The 12,538-nt window shown below is 34.6% G+C and carries 9 protein-coding genes and 2 pseudogenes; 4 read left to right on the top strand and 7 right to left on the bottom strand.

Features of this window, described 5'->3' with window-relative positions:
• Nucleotides 1-184 precede the first annotated feature (184 nt).
• Nucleotides 185-1,234, bottom strand: a pseudogene (locus ACXKY9_RS26690) (IS4-like element IS231C family transposase); the annotation flags it as partial.
• 90 nt (nucleotides 1,235-1,324) lie between these two features.
• Here ACXKY9_RS26690 and uvsE point away from each other — a divergent pair.
• Nucleotides 1,325-2,020: pseudogene (gene uvsE, locus ACXKY9_RS26695) on the top strand (UV DNA damage repair endonuclease UvsE); the annotation flags it as partial.
• Nucleotides 2,021-2,146: 126 nt separating this feature from the next.
• Entirely contained in the window at nucleotides 2,147-4,825 is a 2,679-nt protein-coding gene (locus ACXKY9_RS26700; RefSeq protein WP_000609931.1) for a DUF4084 domain-containing protein, read from the top strand.
• A 16-nt stretch (nucleotides 4,826-4,841) separates the two neighbouring features.
• Here the strand turns inward: ACXKY9_RS26700 and ACXKY9_RS26705 are convergent, their stop codons facing one another.
• Nucleotides 4,842-4,988, bottom strand: a complete 147-nt coding sequence (locus tag ACXKY9_RS26705) for a quorum-sensing peptide PapR (RefSeq protein WP_000734726.1) — start codon at nucleotides 4,986-4,988, stop codon at nucleotides 4,842-4,844.
• Nucleotides 4,989-5,077: 89 nt separating this feature from the next.
• The gene (locus tag ACXKY9_RS26710; protein WP_000542925.1) at nucleotides 5,078-5,935 is read right to left on the bottom strand and encodes a helix-turn-helix domain-containing protein; all 858 of its coding nucleotides are present in this window, start codon (nucleotides 5,933-5,935) and stop codon (nucleotides 5,078-5,080) included.
• Nucleotides 5,936-6,103: 168 nt separating this feature from the next.
• Between ACXKY9_RS26710 and ACXKY9_RS26715 the strand changes: the two genes are divergently transcribed.
• Nucleotides 6,104-7,855, top strand: a complete 1,752-nt coding sequence (locus ACXKY9_RS26715) for a M4 family metallopeptidase (protein WP_001109508.1) — start codon at nucleotides 6,104-6,106, stop codon at nucleotides 7,853-7,855.
• A gap of 37 nt (nucleotides 7,856-7,892) precedes the next feature.
• On the opposite strand, the gene ACXKY9_RS26720 is transcribed toward ACXKY9_RS26715, so the two are convergent.
• Genes ACXKY9_RS26720 through ACXKY9_RS26735 form a run of 4 tightly spaced genes read right to left on the bottom strand, consistent with a single transcriptional unit; the run spans nucleotide 7,893 to nucleotide 11,256 of the window.
• Nucleotides 7,893-8,495, bottom strand: coding sequence for a response regulator transcription factor (locus ACXKY9_RS26720; RefSeq protein ID WP_000619244.1), 603 nt, complete (start codon nucleotides 8,493-8,495; stop codon nucleotides 7,893-7,895).
• Nucleotides 8,492-9,622 (bottom strand): sensor histidine kinase, encoded by a 1,131-nt coding sequence (locus tag ACXKY9_RS26725; protein WP_000570624.1) that lies wholly within the window; start codon nucleotides 9,620-9,622, stop codon nucleotides 8,492-8,494. Before ACXKY9_RS26725 ends, ACXKY9_RS26720 begins: the two co-directional genes overlap by 4 nt.
• On the bottom strand, nucleotides 9,623-10,357 hold the full coding sequence (locus tag ACXKY9_RS26730; protein ID WP_001202427.1) for an ABC transporter permease: 735 nt from the start codon (nucleotides 10,355-10,357) through the stop codon (nucleotides 9,623-9,625). It lies immediately after the preceding gene.
• Nucleotides 10,354-11,256: an ABC transporter ATP-binding protein gene (locus ACXKY9_RS26735; RefSeq protein WP_000411114.1), complete on the bottom strand. Its 903-nt coding sequence runs from the start codon at nucleotides 11,254-11,256 to the stop codon at nucleotides 10,354-10,356. Before ACXKY9_RS26735 ends, ACXKY9_RS26730 begins: the two co-directional genes overlap by 4 nt.
• 157 nt (nucleotides 11,257-11,413) lie before the next feature.
• On the opposite strand from ACXKY9_RS26735, the gene map reads away from it, so the two are divergent.
• Entirely contained in the window at nucleotides 11,414-12,208 is a 795-nt protein-coding gene (gene map, locus ACXKY9_RS26740) for a type I methionyl aminopeptidase (protein ID WP_003313889.1), read from the top strand.
• Nucleotides 12,209-12,538: the final 330 nt, after the last annotated feature.

Genomic DNA, 12,538 nt, shown 5'->3' on the forward strand with positions numbered 1-12,538 from the left:
TAACGAGGCTACATCTACGTTCACTGTACGTTACAACCTGGAGATTTGCCCACATGCCTTTTGCATGTGATGTCAGAGGGCTTCGCCATGTCGCTTTCACTTCATGGCGCCTCTCAGGCTACGGGAGTGGAGTCTATTCTCCCGATTGGACTTTCACCAACTAGATAATGTGTCCTTATCTGGACACGCCGATCTGCCAGCGGAGGGAGTAAAAATCATGGATTTGTTCCATCGGAACCACTTCCCAAGGCGTATTCGTAACATATATGTTGATACCCGTTAATCGTTTACTCTTTTCTGAAAATGTAATCCCCTTTTTACTTTCGGTATAGCTTTGTTTTTTTCTACGTTCCAGTATTTGTTCCTCTGTTAATCGGTAGATAATTACTCTTGTAAATAATCTTTGATTCTTGCCAATATACGACTCTTTTATTTCATACGTTTGTCCTGGTTTTAACGTGTGCATAATGTTCTCTAAATCAACTTGGATATACTGTGACTGTTTTTTGATTGTCCCATTTCGAAAGTATTCTGGAAATGGATTTTTCGTATAGACGGTATGGTTTAACTTAAGTCTTGATATATAGCACACGCCACGTTGATCCATTTGATCTAAGTCTTCCAATGAAAAATATCCTAAATCACGAATACACAGATCACCCGGCCGTAAGGTATCTAAGCAATCTGTTCCAAATGTTTTATCATTATTTTTTCCAGGACCTACCTGGAAGTTTAAAAACTGTCCGCTGTGTAAGTCATATTCTAATTGAATCTTGATACCTGCAGTTTGTGCACAACCACCTGACCCAGGATATACATGTGCTAAATGTTTCGGTACTTGGAAAATCGTCGCATCTAAAATACGGATTCGTTGAAAATACGTGAGTGCTGCACTTGAAATGGCTGATGTTTTACAAAGTTTACTTTTCCATAATGCAGAAAAAATATATTTCAAAAATTCAACCGCTTTTTTATCAAAGCGTTTATTGAGTCCTTCTGGACTCATAAGAGTGCCTGTGGCGGCGTGTAATTGACTGCATAGTCGAACGAGAGAATCACTCGCTGTACGTTGACTGACCCAGATACATATGGTAGCTAATTCATTTCCTGAAAACTTTCGTTTTCTTTTTACAAAACCTAATTCTTTAGCGAGTTCTTCCAAAAGAGAAGGGGTTAAATGACGATACAGCTCTTCAGAAAATAGTTGTAATTCATCTTGAATTGAAAGATTCATAAAAAATGTCATCCTTTCTAGCTAGCTTTTTAGAAAGAATAACGTTTTTTGACACTTGGGGGTAGTGCAAATTCTTAAGTTGATGGGCATGGGGTATTCACACCACTTTGGCGTAAAATAGGGGCTTTAATTAAAGAACACAATTTACGAATAAGTTTTCATCCAAATCAATTTACGCTATTTACAAGCGACAAGCCACATATTACTACTAACGCTATTACGGATATGACTTATCATTATAAAATATTGGATGCTATAGGCATTGCAGATTCTTCTTACATTAATATTCATGTAGGTGGAGCCTATGGAAATAAAGAAAAGGCAATTGAGCGCTTCCATGAAAACATAAAAAAACTTCCTACACATATAAAAAAACAAATGACTCTTGAAAATGATGATAAAACCTATACAACCGCTGAAACTTTATCCATTTGCCAAAAAGAAAATATTCCATTTGTATTTGATTATCATCATCATATGGCCAATCTTTGCGAGGAACCACTAGAAGAGTTGCTTCCTGCAATTTTTGAAACTTGGTCACATACAAATATCTCTCCTAAAGTTCACATTTCCTCCCCGAGATCGGAAAAAGAATTTAGGGCTCATGCTGAATATATCGATTTAGAGTTTATTAAGCCTTTCTTACACATTGCAAAAAAACACAATCATAATTTCGATATTATGATTGAAAGTAAACAAAAAGACTTAGCACTATTCCAATTAATAGATGAACTTTCTGCTATAAGAGGAATTAAAAGAATAAGTGGTGCAATGTTACAGTGGTAAATTGTAACTTTGCACCATTTTTTCAAAAAAGTAATTTTTATAGTAAAAAACATTCTGTTTTATATGCTATTATTTAAATTAGCATTTTCTCCCCGAGATTCAACTTTATTGAAACGGAGTCATAATATGATTAATCAAAAAAAGTATATACAATCTGTCATAATATACATATTTATATTTGCTCTTTGGATATTCCTTATACCAAATGAGTCGAATATAAAAGAAATCGGGATTCTTTTCTTATTCTGTTTCGCTGCACTTTTTTCTTGCTATTGCTTATGTAAAGCGATTAGAAAAATGACGCATGGTGATAAATTATTTTGGATTTTATTATTATGTACTTGTCTATGCGGGTTAGCTATGGAAATAACTTTATTTCTTCCTTCACTTTCTATTCATAAGCAAGTTATATTCTCATATAAAGCATTACCTTTTTTTATCATACAATATGTTTTACTCTTTGTTGGATTTGCTATAAAGTTTATAAAAATTTACTCTATTAAGGGTCTTGCTCAATTTTCATTCGATAGCATCTTTATTGTTATTATGAACATTTATTTCACTTTAACTTTTATCTTGGACCTTTCAAGCTTCCGTATGTTAACAAAGGAAACTTGGATTTTAATTGGCTATTTTATTGCACAATCATTAGTAATTTACGCCGTTATTAGTCTATATAGAAGAGAACAATATTCTTCTAGTAGAATCGCATTAATTATCGGTTTCACTATTATACTCGTATACGGTTACATTCATCTGTTTCAATTAAATTTTGGGATGAAAACTTCTCCTGAATTTAATTATTTAATACACACTGCTTCTATTTTATTAATTGGACTTTCTTCCATACTATATATCTTGGATAAACCAATGCAACATGAAACGAAAGCAAAATATTATCGATTCGATTATGTACGTTTTATACTACCTTATTTTAGTATAATTATTACTTTTTCCTTTATTATCATTCAACCTTGGGATGATAAATTTATGTTAATTGGTCTCGTATTATCACTTATTTTGTTATTCTTGCGGCAACTTTACATGTGGAAAGATAATCAAGCACTAATCCTTACATATGAACAGTTGACTACACAACTAGAGGATGAAGTTGAAGAAGGTGCATTTGCATTATCAAAAAGTGAACAACGCTATAAGTCTTTATTCGAAGATCATCCCGATGCCGTTTTCTCTTTAAATATGAATGGCATTTTTCAACAATCTAATAAGGCTTGCGAAAGCTTATTTACTGCCTATTATTGCCAAGTGGCAAGCTATTCTCTGGTACACTTCATTGATTCAAAAGACCACGAACTACTAAAGAAGGCTTTACAAATTACAAAGGAAGGTAGGCCACAAACGTTAGAAGTTCGGACAAAAGAACAAGAAGGCTATTATTATTATCTTCATATTACACTTATCCCTACTTTTATAAACAAAGAAGTGGTCGGAATGTTTGGGATAGCACGTGATATTACCACCTTATATGAAAAACAAAAACAAGTAGAACATTTAGCCTTTCACGATGCACTTACTGGATTACCAAATCGCCGAAAGTTCGAAAAAGATTTAAAAGCCATTTTAAATACAGCTCAAACTAACGCAAATGATGTCGCCGTCATATTCCTTGATTTAGATCGATTTAAAAAAATTAACGATAGACTTGGTCATGACGTCGGAGATTTATTATTAATTGAAGTAGCAAAAAGATTACGCGGTTGCTTGCGTTCAAAAGATATCGTCGCTCGTCAAGGTGGAGATGAGTTTACAATTCTATTACCAGAAATGTACTCAGAAAAAAGTGCAATTTTTATAGCTGAACAGATTTTAACTATTTTAAACAAACCATTCTTCATTCAAGGCGAAGAACTCTCTATTACACCAAGTATCGGAATTGCGATGTACCCTGATTATGGAACTGATGTAAATGAGTTAATGAAAAATGCTGATATGGCTATGTATCGTGCGAAAGCAAATGGAAAAAACAGATTTGTTTTCTTCTCAAAAGAAATGAGTATCGCTCAAAATGAAATTCAATTCTTAGAAGGTGAACTTTCAAAAGCATTACAACAAAATGAATTTTTCCTTGAATACCAGCCACAAGTAAGCACAAAAACAAAACAAATTATCGGTTTTGAAGCATTAATACGTTGGAAGCATCCAAAACTCGGTATCGTATCTCCTGCCCAATTTATCCCTCTAGCAGAGGAAACTGGTTTTATTATTGAACTTGGCAATTGGATTTTACGTACTGCCTGTTTAGAAGCAAAAAGATGGCATAATCAAGGTTTTTCTCACTTAAAAGTTGGTGTGAATTTATCTGTTGTTCAATTTAACCATGCAGATTTAATCCCAACTATTTCAAAGGTGTTGGAAGAGACAGAACTGAAACCAGAAGCACTAGATATTGAAATTACGGAAAGCATCGCAATTAATCAAAATCAATCTGTAGTTGCAAAACTAGAACAACTTCAAAATCTCGGTATTCAAATTTCAATCGACGACTTTGGTACTGGTTATAGTTCTTTAGCTTATTTAACAAAATATCCAATCAACACATTAAAAATCGCTCGAGAGTTTATTTGTGGAATTACAACTAGCCCTTTAGAAGAAGCAATTGTCTCTTCCATTATTACACTATCAAAAGAACTAAATTTAAAAGTGATTGCAGAAGGTGTAGAAACAGCAGAAGAATGGGAATTTTTACATAAACAAAATTGTGATCACATTCAAGGATTCTTTATTAGCAAACCTGTTTCTAGTAAAGACGTTTGGATGTTACTCCATAAAAAAACAACCGTCTAAGTAAGACGGTTGTTTTTTAGAACTCAAAAGGTACTTCATTAGCTAATTGTATCTCTTGATTATTATGAGAAATTATTTGGTTTTTCTCTAATGCTGTATCTCCTAATGAAATACCCCATGCCATCGCTAACGTTAGTAAACTACCAATAAGTAGTTTTTTCATATTCCATCACCCGCATTTTTTCTTTAAATATATCATGAAAAATTATCCAGACTTTATGCAATTATGCATATTTGTTCTTTATGTCTTTTTTATTTCTTCATTTTTTTTATAAGTGATTCTTTTAATTCATGGTTTCCTAATATATCAAAAAAGAAGCATGCTTTTTCGTAAGCATCTTCAATTTCTGCTCTATCACACCCAAGTTTTGCTAGGCATTCACCTTTTCGAAAGTATAACTGCCCAATCAATGTCATACTGTTAATTCGACACGATAGGTCAATGGCTTTATTTGCGTGACAAAGCGCTTCTTCGTATTGATTGTCTATGTATAATGCTTTTGCATGATTATGTCTCACCTTCACATCAAACTCTTTATTATCATGCAATGCCTCTAATTGTTTTAATATATTTTCAAACAAATCAATACCCTGCTTCAAATAGCCGTTTTCAGCATAAATGTTTGCAATTGCGTTTTCAATATAAAGGTTCTGATATACATCTATTCCTACCAGTTGTTGATTGAGCAATTTCTTTAATTCTAAAATGCAATATTCGTAATCGATTTTTTTCAATACGTAAGCAGCTACATAATATTGCCATTGAAGAAATTGCTGAAGCTCGGGATGATATTCTTCCTTTTTCAATTCATTGCATACTCTATTATAAATTTCTTTATATTTTTTTTGCTTACAAAGCAGAATAATTTGATCTTTTAACTGCTTATTCCTCTCAATATCAGAATAAATAAGTACCTCATAAAAATGAATGATGGGAACTTGTAATTTTGCTGCAATACCTTGCAATATATCCATACTTGGGTATACCGCGCCCGATTCAATTCGACTTACTTCCGATTGATGACATATGTTCTCGGATAACTGTTTTTGTGTTAATCCTCTCATCACCCTAATTTTCTTAATTTCACTTCCTAATTTTTCTGCGTGCATACTTACTCACCATCCCATTATAACAATCTAGTTTTTTAAGTTGTCATACCACTACAATAATGTGAATTCGACAATTTTTGATATGAAATAATGCATAATATATATATAATTCGGCAAATTTTTCATACAATTCATCTCACATACAATAATAGATTAGGAGTGTTATAGATGAATTATAGAAAACTTGCTAGTGCTTTCGTTACATTCGGTCTTCTTTGCCCTTTATCAACAGAAGCTATTCATGCTCAAGAGTTAGACAAAAGTGCAGTCAAAGTTGAAATTGCTCAGCCTGGTTTAACAATCGGGAAATTAACACAACCTCAAAATGATACGAAAGAAAATATTGCTAAAAAGTATTTAAAAGGTGAGGTAAATGGGGCGAAAGCTCAACAAGAACAAGTCACTACTGAAAAAAATGTAGATTTCCAACCTACAAATAAAGAAACTAAAGAAAATCAAACCGAAGTTCGCCTTGCACAAACATATAAAAACTATAAAGTATATGGCCAAGATCTCATTGTAAAAGTAGATAAAAATGGAGTGATCACAACTGTTAGTGGTAAAGTTGTTCAGAATTTAAATCAACAACCTAATCTTACTATAACAAATTTTTTGTCGAAAAATGAAGTAAAATCTAAATTACGCGATATAGTTCAAATTCCAAGTGATGCAGTTGAGACAGAATTCTCTAGCGAAACCGTTGTTTATAAGAAAAAAGATGGCTATTATACATTCGCAACTGTTATTACATTTACTTATGAAAACAATGAACAAATTATAAACGGCAATGCTATCGTTGATCTAAAAACTGGCGAAGTACTTTTCCAAGAAAAGTTCATTAAAAACAAAGAGAATAAGACTATAAATCAAGTAACATCACCTAGATTATCCCCTGCAAGTGAGCAAGGAACTGGGAAAAATGCACTTCAAGAAAACATCTCTTTCAATATTGCCAAAGGAACTGATGGGAAATTTTATTTAGCGGATTTATCACGCGGAAATGGTATTTATATTTATAATGCAAACTACGCCGATTCCCTCGGAGGATATAGTCAAGCTGGTTATCCAGGGACACTAATTTCAAGTAGCAATCCTAATTTTGCAGATAAAGAAGCCGCGGGCGCTATGAAGAATATGAGTGATATTTACGATTACTTTAAGAAAGAACATAATCTAAAAAGTTACGACAATAAAGATTCAAAAGTTGTTGCTAGTGTACACGGTTTTGATTCTACTGAAGTTAGTGATGGTGTAAAAGAAGACTATGTAAATGCATTTTGGCATCCCGCTTGGAACCAAATGGTATTTGGTGATGGTCTAGACGGAAAACTAACATCCGCTCTTGATGTAACAGCTCATGAATTTGGACATGCTGTATTTAGTGGCACGACGAAAAATAAAGTCGTGAGATATCCAAGCGCTGAAACATCTGCACTAAACGAGGGATTAGCGGATTTCTGGGGTACACAAATCGAATATTACGTAAAGAAAGATAAAGGAAACTGGATTATGGGCGATACATTAGGCGGCCTAACAATTCGTGATATCCCAAAGGAAATTGGTGACGGCGGTCATAAATTATATACAAATTTACAAGATTTCTATAACGATGGTAATAATCAAGAATCACACGTAAATTCTGGTATTATCAGTCACGTATTATATCAATTAGCTGAAGGTAAAACATATAACGGTGTTGCTGTTCAAAAGCAAGGAAATGAAAAAGTAAGTAAAGTTGTTATGCGTACATTGCAAAATTATGCAACTTCCGCTGAAGACTTTGAATCACTTCAATCTCATATTGTACAAGCTGCAAAAGATTTATATGGCACTGCCGTATCAAATGAATTTGCAAAGGCATTTGAAGCACACGGTTACAAACCGTTACAAAAAATAAATAAAGTAATAGCGGTACAATAATAAAAAAGAAGTTTACCAATCATAGGTAAACTTCTTTTCATATCCATCCCTTTTCTTCCGCAATTGTAATTGCTTCAATTCTATTTTTCGCATCAAGCTTCGCTAATACTTCAGAAATATAATTACGTACTGTACCCGGCGAAAGATAAAGTGCCTTCGCAATTTCGTTTGCCGTCTTTCCTTCTTTCGCAAGCAACAATACTTCCTTTTCGCGATCTGACAACGGATTTTGCTCCTGCCATAAGCCAAACATTAAATCTTGGGAGACCTCTCGTTTCCCCTTCATTACATTACGAATTGCTGCCGCTAAATCTTCACTTGGGCTATCCTTTAATAAATAGCCGTGCACACCAGCTTTCATTGCTCTTTCAAAATATCCCGGCCGTGCAAATGTTGTTAAAATCATTACTTTGCATGATGATTTTTCTTTCTTTAACGCTTCAGCAACATCTAATCCACTTTGAATCGGCATTTCAATATCCATGATACTTATATCCGGTTTTAACGATTCAATTAATTTTAGCGCCTCTTCCCCGTTTGCCGCTTGTCCAATTACTTCGATATCATCTTCTAGATCAAGCAGAGCCCCTAACGCACCACGAAGCATCCGCTGATCTTCTGCAATAATAATTCGGATCATGCCCTCACCTCATCTTTTCCTGTTCTAATAACAACTGGAACTTTTACTGTTAACAACGTCCCTGGATTGATTGTACCTAGTTCAACAAATCCATCAATAAGAGCAATTCGTTCTTTCATGCCGCGAATACCATTTCCATCATGATTTTGATCTGTTAAACCGATTCCGTTATCTTCTACTTTCAAAATCAGTTCACCTTGTGATTCTAATACAGAAACTGCGCACCGCGTCGCCTTACTATGTTTTACAACATTTGTAACAGCCTCACGTAAACACATCCCGACAATATTTTGTTCAATTGGTGATAACGAGCTCGATCTTGCTTCTTGCCTCACTTCTAATTCAATATTAGCTGCTTGTAAGATCGCTTTTATTTGCTCTAGCTCTTCTTCTACCGTAATCATACGCATATCAGAAATTAATTCTCTCAGCTGTTTTAAGGCTGTACGAGAAGTTTGTGTAATTTCCTTCGCTTCCGCACTTGCACGCTCTGGATTTTTCACAATTAACTTCTCTACAAGCTGGCTTTTTAAAGTAATAAGAGATAACGTATGCCCTAATGTGTCATGAAGATCTCTTGCAATCCGCTGCCGTTCTTCACGTTTTACTAAGTCTTTAATTTGCTCGTTCGCCTCATCTAATTGATTTCTTAACATCTTTTTCTGATTAAAATTACGCATACCAAATGGCGTAAGAAGCATTAAAATAAACATCGGAACGATATTTACTAAACTTGTAGTTGTTATTTGATTCATATTTACAAATAAAAATGCTCCAAGCATTATAACTAACGAGCATAACAGCACTCGAAATACTTTCTTATTTGGCGCAAATCCCATCGCACTTGCTGTGAAAAAGCCAAAAAATATCATAAAAGGATTATAAAATAAAGCAAATAAAAAGATGAGTATCATTTGAATGCATGCCCATAAAATAAACGTCTTCTGAACAAAATATAGCTGACGGTATGTGATAATAAAAAGTATCAACATACCGCTTCCTAGCACAAGCTTCCACCCTGATGCTTGTGCTAAATGGTAAATTGGAAATAATAAATACACAAGCCACATGTACGGAAAAAATCCCATATGTTTTGGAAAAATCTCAATCCTCTTCTTCTCTATCATTTATACCGCTTCCTGTCTTTTTCTTATATATATTGATACTACAACAAATATAAGGAAATAACCTCCTAATACCGCGATATTTTCCCATCCAATTGATTTTCCAGCTACAATATCCCACGCACCACTTCCAAAATGGTATGTTGGTGTCCATTCACCAATCGTTCTTAAGATTTTTGGGAATACTTCAATCGGCATCCATAACCCGCCAACTATAGCTAAACTCATATTTAAAATATTTGCTAAGCCAGCAGCTGCGTCCGCCTTCTTAATGGAACCTATTACTGTTCCTAACGCTAAAAATGGTGTTACCCCTAATAATAACCATAACCCCGCACCAATCCATTGCCCTACCGTTAACTCAACATGATTAATTAGTATCCCTGCAATAAAAATAACTAATATTGAAAAAGCATTTACTACTGTTTGAGCGATAATTTTTGCTGTTAAATATGCTCCCTCTGGAAGCGGTGTAATTTTTAAAAGATGTGTCCATCCTTGCCCTTTTTCCTGAGAAAGTCTCACACCGAAACTAAAGAGTGCAGTCCCTACAATACTGAAAGTTGCCATCGAAATTAAATAATGTGCTTTCCACGCATCTCCGTTTTGTGGTACTTGAACAACATTTGTAAAAATGTAGTAAAACATAACGGGCATTAATAATGAGAAAAAGATAAATAATTTATTGCGGAATGTACGTAAAATTTCTATTTTGCACTGCATCCATAACGCTCTCATGCGATTTCCTCCTTCTGATTTGCGACAAACTGTTCAAATGCCTCATCAAGGCTTCCACGTTCAACTGAAACATCTGTTACAGGTAAACTCCTTTGATAAATGGCTTTTAAAGTTGCATCCGTATCCTCCGTTGTTAAAATGAAGCGTCCTTCGTTTGACTTTACTTCTGTTACATTTGGTAATTCCTTTAGTAATTTTGTAGGAATGCTTTCCTTTGAGTAAAATGTAATTGTTTTTCTCGAAATCGTTGCTTTCATTTCGTCTGGTGTAACATCTGCGATAATCTTTCCGTTCGCAAATAATAAGATACGATTTGCTAAAGCATCTGCTTCTTCTAAATAATGCGTCGTTAAAATAATCGTTTTCCCTTCACTTGCTAACTTTCGAATCGTTTCCCAAAACGTTCTTCGAGACGTAATATCCATTCCGACTGTCGGCTCATCTAAAAATAACAAATCCGGATTTCCCGCAAGTGCAAGCGCAAAGTTTAACCTTCTTTTTTGCCCACCTGATAATTTCTCACATCTTTGCTTTCGCTCTGATTCTAAATTTGATAACTGCAGTAACGTCTCTTTCTCTATAGGATTCGTATAATAACTACGGAATAACTCAATTGCCTCTTCCACCGTAATACTATCAATGACACTTACTTCTTGCAGCATCGCACCGAGGCTATTACGAACATCTCTATGCTTTGGACTCTTTCCAAATATAGAGACCTTACCTTCCGTTGGTTCCTTTAACCCAAGCATCATCGACATCGTCGTTGTTTTCCCAGCACCATTCGGACCAAGCAACGCTACTATTTCCCCTTTATTTACATGAAATGAAACATTATTTACTGCGTTTTTATGTTTAAATGTTTTAGAAACATCATTTACTTCAATAATCTTTTCCATCTCTCCACCCCCGCTGTTTCTTATATTTACATTGTATTCCTTGGAAAACTTAGGAAACAGTATGATGCGTCATGACATCGATATGACAATTGTCATGTATTCTTTATGAGAGGAATCAACCCGCATACCGCAAGCGAGTAGCAGGACGAAAATAAACATGATACAATCGGATAAGATATATATTCGAGGAAGGACAGTGGTTTTCATGATTATTCGTAATGAACAAGATTTAGAAGGCTTACGAAAAATCGGCCGCATCGTTGCGCTTGCACGTGAAGAAATGAAAAAACAAGCGAAGCCAGGTATGACAACGAAAGAGCTTGATTTGATCGGTAAAAAAGTATTAGATGAGCATGGTGCTATTTCTGCACCTGAAAAAGAATATGATTTTCCAGGTGTAACTTGCATTAGTGTAAATGAAGAAGTTGCTCATGGTATTCCAGGAGATCGTGTATTAAAAGAAGGCGACTTAGTAAACGTCGATGTATCTGCTGCACTTGATGGCTATTATGCAGATACAGGCATTTCATTTGTTCTTGGAGAAGACGAGGCAAAAGAAAAACTTTGCCAAGCAGCGGTTGATGCATTTTGGGCAGCAATGAAAAAGGTTAGAGCTGGCTCAAAACAAAATCAAATTGGTCGTGCTGTTTCAAACTTCGCACATAAAAGTGGATACAATGTTATTCAAAACTTAACTGGTCACGGCATTGGTCTTAGCTTACATGAAGCACCAAATCACATTTTAAGTTACTATGACCCAATGGATAATGCACTTCTAAAAGACGGTCTTGTTATCGCTGTAGAACCTTTCATCTCTATGAAAGCTGATCATATTATTGAACGTGGTGACGACGGTTGGACATTCGTTACACCTGATAAAAGTCTTGTTGCACAATGTGAACATACCGTTGTCGTAACACGCGGTGAACCAATAATCTTAACAGAAATCTAATACCAAAAACGGCTGTTTTGTAGATTTATTCCACATAAAACAGCCGTTTTTTATTTTTGGGAAAATATGTGAACTAGTGTTGAACTCTTTATCATTTAAGTATATAATCTTTAGCGGAGGTTACTTAAGCTTATCTTTACTAAAAAGATATTGTAACTAAGGAGTAAAACACCTTCTTTCTTATTGTTTAAACAGGCTCAAAAATGACCGTAGTAACGTGTTAGTCGAATATTCTGTAATCCTTATATTTCTCTAACAATGTAAGAAACTATCACCTTTCAACTTCGGTCCACTAATCGCACGACTCTCTTTAGACAAAATAAATGACTA

The organism is Bacillus sp. 2175, from assembly GCF_057812155.1.

Excerpts from the sequence above, each read along its gene's own strand:
- ACXKY9_RS26715 (WP_001109508.1), top strand. The coding sequence starts at position 6,104 with ATGAATTATAGAAAACTTGCTAGTGCTTTCGTTACATTCGGTCTTCTT.
- ACXKY9_RS26735 (WP_000411114.1), bottom strand. The coding sequence starts at position 11,256 with ATGGAAAAGATTATTGAAGTAAATGATGTTTCTAAAACATTTAAACAT.
- ACXKY9_RS26700 (WP_000609931.1), top strand. The coding sequence starts at position 2,147 with ATGATTAATCAAAAAAAGTATATACAATCTGTCATAATATACATATTT.
- ACXKY9_RS26705 (WP_000734726.1), bottom strand. The coding sequence starts at position 4,988 with ATGAAAAAACTACTTATTGGTAGTTTACTAACGTTAGCGATGGCATGG.
- ACXKY9_RS26725 (WP_000570624.1), bottom strand. The coding sequence starts at position 9,622 with ATGATAGAGAAGAAGAGGATTGAGATTTTTCCAAAACATATGGGATTT.
- ACXKY9_RS26710 (WP_000542925.1), bottom strand. The coding sequence starts at position 5,935 with ATGCACGCAGAAAAATTAGGAAGTGAAATTAAGAAAATTAGGGTGATG.
- ACXKY9_RS26720 (WP_000619244.1), bottom strand. The coding sequence starts at position 8,495 with ATGATCCGAATTATTATTGCAGAAGATCAGCGGATGCTTCGTGGTGCG.
- ACXKY9_RS26730 (WP_001202427.1), bottom strand. The coding sequence starts at position 10,357 with ATGAGAGCGTTATGGATGCAGTGCAAAATAGAAATTTTACGTACATTC.
- map (WP_003313889.1), top strand. The coding sequence starts at position 11,414 with ATGATACAATCGGATAAGATATATATTCGAGGAAGGACAGTGGTTTTC.